At 59.4% G+C, this 13,589-nt stretch carries 13 protein-coding genes; 6 read left to right on the top strand and 7 right to left on the bottom strand.

Annotation, left to right across the window (positions count from 1 at the left end):
- The first annotated feature begins 133 nt into the window (after window positions 1-133).
- Window positions 134-1,042 carry a LysR family transcriptional regulator gene (locus FT726_RS01970; RefSeq protein WP_275028238.1) on the top strand — a complete coding sequence of 303 codons (909 nt, stop codon included), beginning with the start codon at window positions 134-136 and terminating at the stop codon, window positions 1,040-1,042.
- A gap of 6 nt (window positions 1,043-1,048) precedes the next feature.
- On the opposite strand, the gene FT726_RS01965 is transcribed toward FT726_RS01970, so the two are convergent.
- The 3 genes from FT726_RS01965 to FT726_RS01955 all read right to left on the bottom strand — a co-directional run bounded on the left by FT726_RS01965 (window position 1,049) and on the right by FT726_RS01955 (window position 2,927).
- Complete coding sequence (locus FT726_RS01965; RefSeq protein WP_275028237.1) at window positions 1,049-1,417, bottom strand: hypothetical protein; 369 nt, start codon at window positions 1,415-1,417, stop codon at window positions 1,049-1,051.
- Between the two features lie 125 nt (window positions 1,418-1,542).
- The gene (locus tag FT726_RS01960) at window positions 1,543-2,463 is read right to left on the bottom strand and encodes an NADP-dependent oxidoreductase (protein ID WP_346302352.1); all 921 of its coding nucleotides are present in this window, start codon (window positions 2,461-2,463) and stop codon (window positions 1,543-1,545) included.
- Window positions 2,464-2,483: 20 nt separating this feature from the next.
- On the bottom strand, window positions 2,484-2,927 hold the full coding sequence (locus FT726_RS01955; RefSeq protein WP_264442226.1) for an ester cyclase: 444 nt from the start codon (window positions 2,925-2,927) through the stop codon (window positions 2,484-2,486).
- A gap of 95 nt (window positions 2,928-3,022) precedes the next feature.
- Here FT726_RS01955 and FT726_RS01950 point away from each other — a divergent pair, with 95 nt between their 5' ends.
- Complete coding sequence (locus tag FT726_RS01950) at window positions 3,023-3,934, top strand: LysR family transcriptional regulator (protein WP_346302351.1); 912 nt, start codon at window positions 3,023-3,025, stop codon at window positions 3,932-3,934.
- A gap of 113 nt (window positions 3,935-4,047) precedes the next feature.
- Here FT726_RS01950 and guaA read toward each other — a convergent pair whose 3' ends face one another.
- Together guaA and guaB are read right to left on the bottom strand one after the other, a co-directional pair.
- Complete coding sequence (gene guaA, locus FT726_RS01945) at window positions 4,048-5,628, bottom strand: glutamine-hydrolyzing GMP synthase (protein WP_021506569.1); 1,581 nt, start codon at window positions 5,626-5,628, stop codon at window positions 4,048-4,050.
- Window positions 5,629-5,700: 72 nt separating this feature from the next.
- Window positions 5,701-7,167 carry an IMP dehydrogenase gene (gene guaB, locus FT726_RS01940; RefSeq protein ID WP_021506568.1) on the bottom strand — a complete coding sequence of 489 codons (1,467 nt, stop codon included), beginning with the start codon at window positions 7,165-7,167 and terminating at the stop codon, window positions 5,701-5,703.
- Window positions 7,168-7,335: 168 nt separating this feature from the next.
- Between guaB and xseA the strand changes: the two genes are divergently transcribed.
- The 4 genes from xseA (at window position 7,336) to FT726_RS01920 (ending at window position 10,453) form a co-directional block, all read left to right on the top strand.
- Window positions 7,336-8,703: an exodeoxyribonuclease VII large subunit gene (gene xseA / locus FT726_RS01935; RefSeq protein WP_058770878.1), complete on the top strand. Its 1,368-nt coding sequence runs from the start codon at window positions 7,336-7,338 to the stop codon at window positions 8,701-8,703.
- A gap of 125 nt (window positions 8,704-8,828) precedes the next feature.
- Window positions 8,829-9,842: a M4 family metallopeptidase gene (locus FT726_RS01930; protein WP_141496584.1), complete on the top strand. Its 1,014-nt coding sequence runs from the start codon at window positions 8,829-8,831 to the stop codon at window positions 9,840-9,842.
- Window positions 9,839-10,168, top strand: coding sequence for a protealysin inhibitor emfourin (locus FT726_RS01925; RefSeq protein WP_021314501.1), 330 nt, complete (start codon window positions 9,839-9,841; stop codon window positions 10,166-10,168). The genes FT726_RS01930 and FT726_RS01925 overlap by 4 nt, the downstream gene beginning before the upstream one ends.
- A 102-nt stretch (window positions 10,169-10,270) precedes the next feature.
- Window positions 10,271-10,453, top strand: a complete 183-nt coding sequence (locus FT726_RS01920) for a general stress protein (protein ID WP_071813581.1) — start codon at window positions 10,271-10,273, stop codon at window positions 10,451-10,453.
- Window positions 10,454-10,539: 86 nt separating this feature from the next.
- On the opposite strand, the gene FT726_RS01915 is transcribed toward FT726_RS01920, so the two are convergent.
- Together FT726_RS01915 and FT726_RS01910 are read right to left on the bottom strand one after the other, a co-directional pair.
- Entirely contained in the window at window positions 10,540-12,978 is a 2,439-nt protein-coding gene (locus FT726_RS01915) for a glucose/quinate/shikimate family membrane-bound PQQ-dependent dehydrogenase (protein WP_282995565.1), read from the bottom strand.
- A 329-nt stretch (window positions 12,979-13,307) separates the two neighbouring features.
- Window positions 13,308-13,535: a zinc ribbon domain-containing protein gene (locus FT726_RS01910; protein ID WP_058758301.1), complete on the bottom strand. Its 228-nt coding sequence runs from the start codon at window positions 13,533-13,535 to the stop codon at window positions 13,308-13,310.
- Window positions 13,536-13,589 lie beyond the last annotated feature (54 nt).

The raw sequence follows: 13,589 nt of genomic DNA, 5'->3' as shown, positions 1-13,589 counted from the left end.
TCCTCAAAAGGGATCAGGAATCCGGCGTTCAGTGCCGGTCGCGTTTCGGGGCACACAATAAGTTGCAGCGCATTTTTGATAAAGGTAGGCTCAGGCAAATGATCTTTGCTGAAAATCAAAGATGGAGAACAGGATGAGTTTTGATGGCCGACTATTATCCGGCATGAGCGTGCTGGCAGCCGTGGTTGAAGCCGGCAGCTTCAGCCGCGCCGGCGACGTGCTGGGGTTGTCCGCCTCGGGCGTCAGCCGGGCGATTTCGCGACTGGAACAGCGTCTCGGCGTGCGCCTGCTGGATCGCACCACCCGCACCCTGCATCTCACCAGCGAAGGTGCCAGCCTTTATGAGCGGGCGGCGCCGCATCTGGAAGGCATTGAAGAAGCAGCAAACTACGTCTCCGGCGCCGCCGTGACGGTGCGCGGTACGCTGCGCGTGAGCCTGAATCCGCTGTTTTCCCGCTATGTGCTGGCGGCAAAGCTGCCGCTGCTGCGTGCCCGTTATCCGCATCTGGAACTGACGATTTTGCAGCAGCCCGATGTGGGCGATTTGGTGGCAGAAGGTATTGATGTGGCGGTGCGTTTCGGGCCACAGCCGCCGTCCACCATGACCTCACGCCTGCTGTTACAAACGCGCGTCCTGACGGTGGCCGCTCCGGACTATCTGGCACGCTGTGGCCGCCCGACGCAGCCGCAGCAGCTGACTGAGCACAATTGTCTGCAATACATCGATCCGCGCAGCAATAAGCCCTTTAGCTGGGAGTTTCATCGTGGCACGCAGCGGCTGACGGTCGCCACCCACGGCCATCTGACCACAACCGATCCGGATTTAATGGTACAGGCGTGCGTCGGCGGTGCCGGCGTGGCCCAGGTGCTGGCGCTGAGCGTGCAACATCTGATCGCCAGCGGTGAACTGGTCGAACTTTTCCCCGACTGGCCTGACGAAACCTATCCGCTGTTTATCACCCGGCCTTCGCGCCGTCTGGCCCCGGCGGCGGTGGAGGCATTTCTCGGGTTTTGCCTGGAGATTTGTGCGGAACAGTCCTGACGTGAATTACCGATGACCCTCAGCGCGTGTTTGCCGGTAATAGCCCACCAGCTGAACGATGAAGGTGAGCGTTGCGAGTAAAAACAGTATCCCACCCAGGGGAATGGTGCCGAGCAGGAACCAGCCCATGACGCCTAATTCATACAGCAACTGGCCGCGATCTTCTCCCAGGATGTAACAGGGATGCACGTTGCCTTCGTCCAGCTGGCAGCCCGCCAGACTGGCGACATATCCCGCGCCCATCGCGCAGATCAGCGGCAGAAACGCGAGAAAAGCCGTACCGCACAGCATCACAAGATAGAGAATGATGATGGATGTCAGCGGGCGTTTGCCAGGTGGTGCGCGCTTGCCCGCGGCTCTGAAATTAAACAGCACGTTTCCTCCTGAAGCCTCTGCCGTTAACGCCAGATTATTAACACATCCTTATCCCCTGCGACAAACCGGTAAACAAACGCCTGCGGGGTAGCGGGCGCGTTTTTACTGCGACATGACGCCAGGCGTTAAGGATTGGCGCGGATAATCACTTTGCCGCGCGCATGGCCGGTCGCCACCTTCTCCAGTGCGGAGCGTGCATCATCCAGCGTAAAGATAGCGTCGGTGATGACCTGTAACTGCCCGGCCTGGAACAGGCTGCTCGCCCGGGCAAGATACGGCGTCGCGCTGGCGAAGAAGACAAACTCGCCGTGCTGGCCGCTGGCAGGCGTGATGCCGAACTCCACCAGCGTGGCAATGCGCCCGCCGGCGCGCAGCACGGACCAGGAGCGGCTCAGCGTTTCGCCGCCGACGCTGTCTATCACCAGGTCGATATCGCGCGTTGCTGCAAAGTCCTGCGTGCGGTAGTCAATCACTTCATCGGCGCCCAGACTGGTCACCAGCGCGTGGTTTTTCGCCGACGCCGTGGCGATGACATAAGCGCCCGCCTGATGCGCCAGCTGGACGGCCATGCTGCCGACGCCACCCGCGGCGGCGTGAATCAGCACGCGCTCGCCGCGCTGCAGCTGGCCCACATCGAACAATGCCTGCTGCGCGGAGCCAAACGCGGTAGGCAGCGCCGCGGCCTGTTCGGCGCTCATCGCTGCCGGGACAAGGCATACGTCATCGGCGGCGATCACCAGGCTTTGTGCAAAAGCCCCGCCTGCGCCAGGTGGCGTGCGTCCGAATACGCGATCGCCCGCGTTTAAATGGCTCACGTGATCGCCAACCGCTGTAATCACGCCGCAGAAATCCATGCCCGGCACGTAAGGCAGGTCCACCGGGAAAACCTGCTGCATGTGCCCTGAGATGATTTTCACATCCAGCGGATTAACGCTCGCCGCTTCAACCTGTACCGTCACCTCATCCGGACTGGCGGCGCGAAGTTGACGTTCGCCAATCGTCAGCACATCGGCGGTGCCAAACGTATCAATCAATGCTGCTTTCATTATCAACTCTCCGGTCAGGTTCAGGCTTGTGGCGGAAACTGGCCAAGCTGGAGGAACAGGCCAAACCAATCCTCCATGTGCCAGGTGGTGATCAGACGGCCGTCCTCCAGCGCATGGAACTCATGCAGCCGGAAGCTGACTTTCTTGCCGGTCGGCGCGATACCGAAAATTTCGCCGAGATGGGTGCCGCTGATTTCCGCCCGCGCCGCGATGCGGCCCGGTTCCTGAATCATGTCATGCACCACGATCTTCACGTCCGGAAAGGCCTGCGCCAGCATGCGAATGATCGGCTTGATGCCCTCCGGTCCGGCAACTTGTCCTGGCGCCAGCGGAATGTCTTCCCATGACGGAGCCAGCACGCTATCGACCAGATCGGGGTTATTGTCGCTGAAGGCCTGATAGAGCGTCTCTACCGCCTGTCGTTCAATTTTGAGCCGTTGTACGTATTCTGCTGCTGGATTCATCGTTATTCACTTTCAGGTGGGGGTTGGTTGTGGAATTTTGCGCAGCGCCCTATAATTCGTCCAACAAATATTCAATATGAGTGATTATTTGCCGTATGGATTTTCATGGCATCGATCTCAATCTGTTAGTGGCTTTTGACGCGCTGATGAACGAGCGCAACGTCACGCGGGCGGCAACCCAGGTGGGCGTCAGCCAGCCGGCGATGAGTGCCGCTTTGTCGCGGTTACGCACCCTGTTCGGTGACCCGCTGTTCATGCGCAGCGCGGAGGGTTTACTGCCGACCGCGCGTGCACGCGATCTGTCCGGCCCCATCGCCGGGGCGTTGCGCCAGCTCGAAGCGACGCTGGTGGCAAAGCCCGTATTTGCAGCGGAAAAAGCGCAAATAAATTTCAAGCTGGGCGTGTCGGAGTATCCGGCTTTCGTGTTGCTACCTTCGTTAATGCAGGCGCTACAGGACGCCGCCCCCGGCGTGTCATTGAATGTGCAGGCGTTTACTAACCGCGATCACGCGGTCGATTTGTTAGATGCCGGCGCGATTGATGTCGCCATCGGCGTCATGCCTACCCACAGCGATAGCCGCATCATCTCCCGGCCGGTATTGCGCGACGCATTCGTCACCATCGTCGCCAGCAACCATCCGGCGGCCAGACGCGGCATGGACATGGAGAGCTACCTGGCGCTGCCGCATATTCTGGTCTCGCCGGAAGGTGAACTGTACGGCCTGGTTGATCAGGTGCTGGCGCAGCAAGGTAAAAAGCGCCGACTGGGGCTGACGGTCCAGCAGATGTTTACGGTGCCGTCTATCGTGGCGCAAACCCACATGACGGCGACCGTGATGAAGCGCGTGGCACTGCATGCGCAGGCCAGTCGCCAGCTGGTGCTGTTCCCTCCACCGGTGTCGTTGCCCGAAATGGTGTTCAACCTGATCTGGCACCGGCGCAGCGACGCGCATCCCGCCCAGCAGTGGTTCAGGGAATTTATTGAACAACAGGCGGCGCGGCTGTAGGCGCTGTATCTAAATTCTGCGCTGATCGGGCGATGCGAAAGATGGCAGGATAAAAAAGCCCGCAGTTACGCGGGCTTTGAGGCTTCAGGTGCTGGCGGTTGCCAGTGCGGGCGTTACTCCCACTCAATCGTCGCAGGCGGTTTACCTGAAATATCATAAACCACGCGTGAAATGCCGTTCACTTCGTTGATGATGCGGTTTGAGACGCGGCCGAGGAAGTCGTACGGCAGGTGCGCCCAGTGGGCCGTCATGAAGTCGATGGTTTCGACAGCACGCAGGGAAACCACCCAATCGTATTTACGGCCATCGCCCATCACGCCGACGGAGCGCACCGGCAGGAACACGGTAAAGGCCTGGCTGACTTTGTTGTACAGATCGGCTTTGCGCAGCTCTTCGATAAAGATGGCATCGGCACGGCGCAGCAGGTCGCAGTACTCTTTCTTCACTTCACCCAGTACGCGCACGCCCAGGCCCGGGCCCGGGAAGGGATGGCGGTACAGCATGTCGTAAGGCAGGCCGAGTTCCAGACCGATTTTACGCACTTCATCTTTGAACAGCTCTTTCAGCGGCTCAACCAGGCCCATCTTCATCTCTTTCGGCAAACCGCCCACGTTGTGGTGCGATTTGATTACGTGCGCTTTACCGGTAGCTGAAGCCGCCGACTCAATCACGTCCGGATAGATGGTGCCCTGCGCCAGCCATTTCACGTCGGTCAGCTTCAGCGCTTCTTCATCGAACACTTCTACGAACACGCGGCCGATAATCTTACGTTTGGCTTCCGGATCGTTCTCGCCCGCCAGCGCGTCGAGGAAGCGCCCTTCTGCCGCAACGTGCACGATGTTCAAACCAAAGTGGTCGCCGAACATGTCCATCACCTGCTCAGCTTCATTCAGACGCAGCAGTCCGTTATCGACGAACACACAGGTCAGGCGCTCGCCAATTGCGCGGTGCAGCAGCATCGCGGTCACGGACGAGTCCACGCCGCCGGACAGGCCGAGAATCACACGGTCTTCACCCACCTGCTCACGGATGCGCTCTACCGCATCTTCGATGATTTTGGCTGGCGTCCACAGCGCTTCACAGCCGCAGATGTCGCGCACAAAACGCTCCAGCATGCGCAGGCCCTGACGGGTGTGCGTCACTTCCGGATGGAACTGCACGCCGTAGAAACGCTTCTCTTCGTTGGCCATGATGGCAAACGGGCAGCTTTCGGTGCTGGCAACCGTCACGAAGTCTGCCGGGATCGCCGTGACTTTGTCACCGTGGCTCATCCACACGTCTAGCAGCGGTTTGCCCGCCGCGCTGATGGCATCTTCGATATCACGCACCAGCGCGCTCGGGGTTGTCACTTCAACCTGCGCGTAACCAAATTCACGCTCGTTCGAGCCTTCAACCTTACCGCCCAGCTGCATCGCCATGGTCTGCATGCCGTAGCACACGCCCAGCACCGGCACACCGGCGTTGAACACATATTCCGGCGCGCGCGGGCTGTTGTGCTCGGTGGTGCTTTCCGGGCCACCGGAGAGGATGATGCCGTTCGGGTTGAACTGGCGGATTTGCTCTTCGGTGACATCCCACGCCCAGAGTTCACAGTAGACGCCCAGCTCACGCACGCGGCGCGCGACCAGCTGCGTATACTGAGAACCAAAATCGAGGATCAAAATACGATGTTTATGAATATTTTCAGTCGTCATTGAGGCGTTTCCATTGGGATGGACTTAATAATAAAAGCGCCCGGCTGGAGCCGGGCGGGAAATCTTACGGGATTATGAACCCATGCGGTAGTTCGGTGACTCTTTGGTGATGGTCACATCGTGCACGTGGCTTTCGTTGATGCCGGCGCCGCTGATGCGCACGAACTCGGCTTTGGTGCGCAGATCGTCGATGGTCGGGCAACCGGTCAGGCCCATGCAGGAGCGCAGGCCGCCCATCTGCTGGTGCACGATCTCTTTCAGGCGGCCTTTATAGGCAACGCGCCCTTCGATACCTTCCGGCACCAGTTTGTCGGCAGCGTTATCGCTCTGGAAGTAGCGGTCAGACGAGCCTTTGGACATCGCGCCCAGTGAACCCATCCCGCGGTAGGATTTGAACGCACGGCCCTGGTAGAGCTCGATTTCGCCCGGCGATTCTTCGGTACCGGCCAGCATTGAGCCAACCATTACCGCCGACGCACCCGCGGCGATGGCTTTGGCGATGTCGCCAGAGAAACGGATACCGCCGTCAGCGATGACCGGAATACCGGTACCTTCCAGCGCTTCAACCGCGTCGGATACCGCCGTGATCTGCGGTACGCCAACGCCAGTAACGATACGGGTAGTACAGATGGAGCCCGGGCCGATGCCCACTTTCACCGCGCTCACGCCCGCGTTAGCCAGCGCCAGTGCGCCTGCACCGGTCGCCACGTTGCCGCCGATGATTTCGAGGTCTGGATATTTTGCGCGGGTTTCACGGATACGCTGCAGCACGCCTTCGGAGTGGCCGTGCGAGGAGTCGATCAGCAGTACGTCAACGCCCGCAGCGACCAGCGCATCAACGCGCTCTTCGTTGCCGGCACCGGCACCCACCGCAGCACCGACGCGCAGACGACCCTGCGCATCTTTACAGGCGTTAGGTTTACGCTCGGCTTTCTGGAAATCTTTAACGGTAATCATGCCCAGCAGGTGGAAGCTGTCGTCAACAACCAGCGCTTTCTCGACGCGTTTTTCGTGCATTTTCTGCAGCACGACTTCACGCGCTTCACCCTCTTTCACCGTCACCAGGCGCTCTTTCGGCGTCATAACCGCGGTCACCGGCAGCGTCATATCGGTCACGAAGCGCACGTCACGACCGGTAATGATGCCCACCAGCTCGTTGTCGGCGTTAACCACCGGGTAACCGGCGAAGCCGTTACGTTCGGTCAGCTCTTTCACCTCGGCCAGCGTGGTGGTTGGCAGCACGGTCTGTGGCTCCGTTACGACGCCGCTTTCGTGTTTTTTCACCTTGCGAACTTCATCCGCCTGGCGCTCAATCGACATGTTTTTGTGGATAAAGCCCAGACCGCCTTCCTGGGCCAGCGCAATCGCCAGACCGGCTTCGGTCACGGTGTCCATCGCTGCAGACAGCATAGGAATGTTGAGACGGATGTTTTTGGTCAGCTGGGTGCTGAGATCGGCCGTGTTGGGTAAAACAGTGGAGTGAGCGGGAACGAGCAGGACGTCGTCAAATGTGAGGGCTTCTTTCGCGATTCTTAACATTGCAATATCTCCACCTGGGGCGTTTAAAACAGATAAAATATTGCCGCGGCATTATACAGGCCGAAATCGGTTGCCTCCAGTGTTTTTTCGGAAAAAGTCTTGATCCTCCGGGGCAGGCATGTAGTATCGGTTAATTAACCCTCTGATTTGAAATTTGATCCTCATCACATGTCGCTACCGCCAACCGCCAATATTTTTACTGTCAGCCGCCTGAACACCACGGTGCGCCAACTGCTGGAAAATGAGATGGGCCTGGTGTGGCTCAGCGCTGAAATTTCCAATTTCACTCAGCCCGCTTCCGGTCACTGGTACTTCACTCTGAAGGACGATGGCGCGCAGGTGCGCTGTGCCATGTTCCGCAACAGCAATCGACGCGTCAGCTTTCGCCCGCAGCACGGTCAGCAGGTGCTGGTGCGCGCCAGCATCACGCTGTATGAGCCGCGCGGCGACTATCAGCTGATTATCGAAAGCATGCATCCGGCCGGTGAAGGGCTGCTGCAGCAACAGTTTGAGCAGCTGAAAGCCCGGCTGGCGGCAGAGGGGCTGTTCGACCAGCAGTTTAAACAACCGCTGCCGGAGCCGGCGCGCCAGGTGGGTGTGATCACCTCCGCCACCGGTGCGGCATTACACGACGTGCTGCGCGTGCTGCATCGCCGTGATCCCTCGCTGCCGGTGGTGATCTATCCAACCGCAGTGCAAGGCGTTGATGCGCCCGCCGCCATCGTGCGCGCCATCGAGCTGGCCAACCAGCGTGACGAGTGCGACGTGCTGATCGTCGGTCGCGGCGGCGGTTCACTGGAAGATCTGTGGAGCTTCAACGACGAGCGCGTGGCGCGGGCCATCTTTGCCAGCCGCCTGCCGATCGTCAGCGCCGTTGGGCATGAAACCGATGTCACCATCGCCGACTTTGTTGCCGATCTGCGCGCGCCGACGCCTTCTGCCGCTGCCGAACTGGTGAGCCGCAACCAGATCGAGCTGCTGCGCCGTTTGCAGTCTCAGCAGCAGCGCATGGAGATGGCGATGGACTATTACGTGGCGCAGCAGCAGCGCCGCTTCACCCGACTGCAGCATCGTCTGCAACAGCAGCATCCGCAGCTGCGCCTGGCACGGCAGCAAACCACGCTGATTCAGCTGCAGCGTCGTCTGCAGGAAGCGGCCGATCAGCGGCTGCGCCTGGCGCATCGCCAGCAGGATCGCCTGCTGCAGCGCCTGCAATCCCAGCAGCCGCAGGGACGAATTCTGCGCGCTCAGCAGCAGTTACAGCAGTGGCACTACCGGCTGCAGCAGGGCATGGAAAAACAGCTCAATCACAGCCGGCAGCGTTTTGGTACGCTGGCAGCACAGCTGGAAGGCGTGAGTCCGCTGGCGACGCTGGCGCGCGGCTTTAGCGTCACCACCGATGCTCAGGGCCAGGTGGTGAAAAAGACCCGTCAGCTGCATACCGGCGATCTGCTGCGTACCCGGCTGGATGATGGCTGGGTGGAGAGTCAGGTGACGGCGTTACAACCACAGAAGACGCGCAGCCGTAAGGCGTGATAATCTTTTCAGCCGCATAAATGGTTGATAAAACCCCGTAAATCGCGCGTACTGCAGACGCAGCGGCGCGCGATTGATAAGCGGGTCTATACTTTCTGACATACCCATCCGTCAGGGAGTCCGACATGCCTTACAGCGTTATTCCTCCGTATATTCTGCGAAATATCATCGATAACTGTTCCGGCGCACAGCAGGATTACGCGCGGCGCACCCTCACCCACGTGCAACAGCTGATGGCGGAACATCCTCACACCGCCAGCACAGCCAGCACTGCGCAGCCCGGCAGTGTTTTGCGTGCTATCTACGATGCGGGTAATACGCAAAATCTGCCCGGCACCCTGATCCGTGAGGAAGGCCAGCCCGGTAACGGTGACGTCGCCGCCGACGAAGCGTGGAACTATCTCGGCATCACCTATGATTTCTACTGGCAGATCTACCAGCGCAACTCGCTGGACAACAAAGGCCTGAAACTGGATGGCACCGTGCATTACGGTAAGGAGTACCAGAACGCCTTCTGGAATGGCCAGCAGATGGTATTTGGCGACGGCGACGGTGAGATCTTCAATCGTTTTACCATTGCCATTGATGTGGTCGCGCACGAGTTGACGCACGGCGTGACCGAAACCGAAGCCGGGCTGATTTACTTCCAGCAGGCGGGTGCGCTCAACGAATCGATGTCCGATGTGTTCGGCTCGCTGGTGAAGCAGTATCACCTTAAGCAAAGCGCCGATCAGGCCGACTGGATCATCGGCGAAGGGCTGCTGGCGGCAGGTATTAAGGGCAGCGGCCTGCGCTCGATGTCCGCGCCCGGTACCGCCTATGACGATCCGCTGCTCGGCAAAGATCCGCAGCCTGCCGATATGGATCACTATATCGACACGCGCGAAGACAACGGCGGCGTACATCTTAACTCCGGCATTCCCAATCGCGCCTTCTATCTGGCGGCGACCGCGCTGGGCGGCTTTGCCTGGGAACGGGCCGGTCAGGCATGGTACGACACGCTGTGCGACAAGGAACTGCCGCAGGATGCCGACTTCAGCACCTTTGCGCGCTTTACCGTACAGCATGCCGCAAAACGTTTTGATAATACGGTGGCACAGGCGATCCAGTCCGCGTGGCACGAGGTAGGTGTAAGGTGAATATTCAGCTGACCGATGACGCCATCATTGAGCTGGCGCGTGAAGGCGGCATTGCATTTATCCCCGGCCTGCGCAGCGAGCGGCGATTTGCGCTGGCGCAGTTGCCGGAACCGCAGAAGCAGCGCGTGTGCAACGTGCTGGAGCAGGCGCTGCCGCTCGGCGAGCCGGAGGAACAGGCCGCCAGCATCGGGCGCGGCGACCAGCGCTATTTCCGCATCCAGATTAGCTACGCGACCCACCGCGAAGCCGGAACGATTGTGATTCTGATTCCGGAAAACGTTGCGCCTCCTGAACTGCAGGCGCTGTGGCGCGATGGCGAAGAATAACTTAGACAGTTCCCACAGCATCGCCGTAACTAACTGACTATACTGGATAACGTGGCTAGCTAGTCCACATCAAAGAAAATACCCTTAGATGAGGTCTCTGCTATGACACAAACCAAGCAACGAGGCGGTGCCGGGAACTTTGCAGAGGACCCGGAGCGCGCCAGGGAAGCCGGTAGCGCGGGCGGCAAAGTCAGTGGGGGCAATTTCAGGAACGATCCTGAGAGAGCCAGGGAAGCTGGAAGAAAAGGAGGTCAAAAAAGCCGTCGCCCCTCTAAGCAGAAGTAAGTAAGGATCCTTACAGGAAGGAGTACGCCACGGACGGTTAATAAAAAAGGCCGACATCATGATGTCGGCCTTTCTTTTACTGCGGCTTACTTGCTGTCGGGCAGCGCGTAAGCAATCACGTAATCACCGCGATCCGGCGACTGACGCGCACCGCCTGCAGAGATCAGGATGTACTGTTTGCCGGTTTTCGGCGAAACATAGCTGATTGGTCCGCCCTGGCTGCCCACCGGCAGACGTGCTTTCCACACTTCTTTACCGGTTGAGCTGTCGAAGGCGCGCAGGTAGTAATCCTGGGTGCCGGCAATAAATACCAGACCGCCCTGCGTTGCCAGCGTACCGCCCAGCGTCGGCATACCGACCGGCATCTGCGCATGCATTTTGATACCAAACGGACCGGTATCCTGCACCGTACCCACCGGCACCTGCCACACAATCTGACGGGTCTTCATGTCGATGGCCGACAGCGTACCGAACGGCGGTGCCTGGCATGGAATGCCCAGCGGCGACATGAAGCGGTTTTTGTTTACTGCGTACGGCGTGCCTTTCAGCGGTACCGCACCCATGCCGGTGTTGATGGCTTCACCGCCGTTGCTGGCAGCCGATTTGGTGGTGTCCTGCGGAATCATCTGCACCCACAGGCCGAGACGCATATCGTTAACGAACATGTACTGGTTGTTCAGATCGAACGAGATGCTGCCCCAGTTCATGCCGCCGAGCGAGCCCGGGAAGCTGAGCGAAACATCGGTGTCCGGCACCGTGAACAGGCCGTCATAACGCATGCCTTTAAAGGCAATACGGCAAGCCAGCTGGTCAAACGGCGTCGCACCCCACATGTCTGACTCGGTCAGTTTCTGATTGCCAATGTTTGGCATTTCTACCGAGTGCGGCTGAGTTTTGGTGTACTGCTCGTTCGGGATATGGCCCTGCGGCATCGGCAGCTCTTCAACTTTGGTTAAAGGCTTGCCGGTCAGGCGATCCAGCACCCAGATCATGCCGGTTTTCCCGCCGATCACCACCGCAGGTTTGGTGGTACCGTCCTTCATCGGGAAGTCCACCAGGCTCGGCTGCATTGGCAGGTCGAAATCCCACAGGTCATTGTGGACCGTCTGATACACCCACTTCTCTTTACCGGTGGTGGCATCCAGCGCCAGCACCGACGCGCCATATTTGTGATCCAGCGCGGTACGGTTGGCACCCCACAGGTCCACCGACGAACTGCCCATCGGCAGGAACACGGTGTTCATCGCCGGATCGTAAGAGATTGGCGCCCATGAGTTTGGCGTGCTGCGGGTGTAATCCTGACCTGGCATCAGTACGGCATTTGGATCTTCATTGCCCGGGTCAAACGCCCAGCGCATCTGGCCGGTGATGACGTCGAAGCCACGCAGAACGCCGCCAGGCATGTCTGTCTGTACGTTATCCGCGACGCGACCGCCCACCACGACCGTGGTGCCCGCCACCTGCGGCGGCGAGGTCAGCTGATACTGCGGGTCCGGCGCGCTGCCGAGACCTTGCTTCAGATCGACCACACCGTGGTTGCCGAAGTTTTCACACAGCTCGCCGTTATCGGCATTGATGGCAATCAGACGTGCATCGATGGTGTTCATCAGGATGCGACGCTGGCAGCTATCGCCCGCCGCCAGCGTTACCGCTGGCACCGGCGTGGAGCCCGGCTGCGTTGGCTGCTGTACCGGTTTGGTGGCATCAAAGTACGCCAGACCACGGCAGCGGTTCCACACCTGCGCCTGCGCATTGATTTCGCGCTTCCAGATCTGCTTACCGCTGTCAGCTTCCACCGCAATCACGTTGTTGTGCGGCGTACACAGATACAGGGTGTTACCCACCTGCAGTGGCGTTTCCTGATCTTCTGCACCGTTACCGGTCGGGCTGATCGGCGTGTCGCCGGTATGGAACGTCCAGGCAACCTGCAAGTCTTTCACGTTGTCGCGGGTAATCTGGTCGATAGCGGCAAAACGGTCACCCTGCGGCGTACGGCCGTAGCTGCTCCAGTCCTGCTGCGGTTTGCTCTTATCTACCGGGATCAGCGGCAGCTGCTTGCCGGTGAAAGCCACAGTCGGATGCGGCTGGAACATCTGGACAAAGGTGACCACCATACCAACGGCAATCACCGCTGACAGCGCATATGAAAGCTTCGCCAGCGAGGCCTTGCCTTCACGCTTACGCAGCGCCGGCCAGGTAATAAATGCCAGCACCATCAGGCCGGCCGGCACCATCAGGCGCGACACCAGCGGCCAGAACTGCCAGCCAGCATCGTACAGCGCCCAGATCAGCGTGCCGGCGAAGACCAGAATGAACAGCGTAACCGCCGAGGATTTACGGCGAAAGAACTGAATCGCCGACAGTAACATGACGATACCGGCAATGAGGAAGTACCAGCTGCCGCCCAGGGCCACCAGTTTACCGCCACCGATCGCGAAGAACAGGCCGATCGCCAGCAGGACCAGCCCGAATAACACGGACCAGAGACTCAACCCTTTACCGGGACGAGCGGAATTTTCTGCCATAACACAAACTCTCCTGAAAAAATAACGCGTGGCGGCCGGAATGCGGGAGCAGCCGATCAATGTCTTCCTGGCTGAGCAGGGACAGGAAGTTATCCGTTACGCTTTATTTTATATCTGTTGGTACGGGAGCTACGCCCGTTATGCAGCGCTTGTGAGCGAGGCCGCAGGATCAATATCCGCTGGCATTCGCGACAAGGCGGGCAGGATTGTACCATCCGGTACAATTAAAAGTGAACATCCATAACGCGGTAGTTACTGGGCAATAGCATTTTTGCTACAAACGCAGCGCGAAGCGAGCAGCCAGCGCCACTTCGCGCTATCGCAAACCCTCATTCCATGACGTCTTCCGGGCGATAATGCACGCGCCTGCTGGAGATCAGGCCGTGACCGTGGGTACAGAAATAATCTATGGCACCGCACGCTTTTAGCACCTGCAGCGGCTGCTGGCAGTCGGGACAGCAGGCCAGCGCGGTGAAATGACGCTGGCAGTGCGGGCAATCGAAGCGTTGTTCGCTGTAAGTGAGCGGTTGCTGACAGTGAGGGCATGGGGTGAGCATGATGACTCCGGAATCGTGGCTGAGGATCGTGATAAACCGGATGTTACGCCAAAA

Source organism: Pantoea sp. Morm, from assembly GCF_016643525.1.
GTDB lineage: Bacteria > Pseudomonadota > Gammaproteobacteria > Enterobacterales > Enterobacteriaceae > Pantoea > Pantoea dispersa.
The sequence above is the reverse complement of the archived record's forward strand: the minus strand, read 5'-3'. Positions and strand labels throughout refer to the sequence as shown.

What these genes read in the sequence shown, in the direction of transcription:
- FT726_RS01950 (WP_346302351.1), top strand. Translation starts at nt 3,023, where the DNA reads ATGGATTTTCATGGCATCGATCTCAATCTGTTAGTGGCTTTTGACGCG.
- FT726_RS01920 (WP_071813581.1), top strand. Translation starts at nt 10,271, where the DNA reads ATGACACAAACCAAGCAACGAGGCGGTGCCGGGAACTTTGCAGAGGAC.
- xseA (WP_058770878.1), top strand. Translation starts at nt 7,336, where the DNA reads ATGTCGCTACCGCCAACCGCCAATATTTTTACTGTCAGCCGCCTGAAC.
- guaB (WP_021506568.1), bottom strand. Translation starts at nt 7,167, where the DNA reads ATGTTAAGAATCGCGAAAGAAGCCCTCACATTTGACGACGTCCTGCTC.
- FT726_RS01955 (WP_264442226.1), bottom strand. Translation starts at nt 2,927, where the DNA reads ATGAATCCAGCAGCAGAATACGTACAACGGCTCAAAATTGAACGACAG.
- FT726_RS01910 (WP_058758301.1), bottom strand. Translation starts at nt 13,535, where the DNA reads ATGCTCACCCCATGCCCTCACTGTCAGCAACCGCTCACTTACAGCGAA.
- FT726_RS01930 (WP_141496584.1), top strand. Translation starts at nt 8,829, where the DNA reads ATGCCTTACAGCGTTATTCCTCCGTATATTCTGCGAAATATCATCGAT.
- FT726_RS01960 (WP_346302352.1), bottom strand. Translation starts at nt 2,463, where the DNA reads ATGAAAGCAGCATTGATTGATACGTTTGGCACCGCCGATGTGCTGACG.
- guaA (WP_021506569.1), bottom strand. Translation starts at nt 5,628, where the DNA reads ATGACGACTGAAAATATTCATAAACATCGTATTTTGATCCTCGATTTT.
- FT726_RS01915 (WP_282995565.1), bottom strand. Translation starts at nt 12,978, where the DNA reads ATGGCAGAAAATTCCGCTCGTCCCGGTAAAGGGTTGAGTCTCTGGTCC.
- FT726_RS01970 (WP_275028238.1), top strand. Translation starts at nt 134, where the DNA reads ATGAGTTTTGATGGCCGACTATTATCCGGCATGAGCGTGCTGGCAGCC.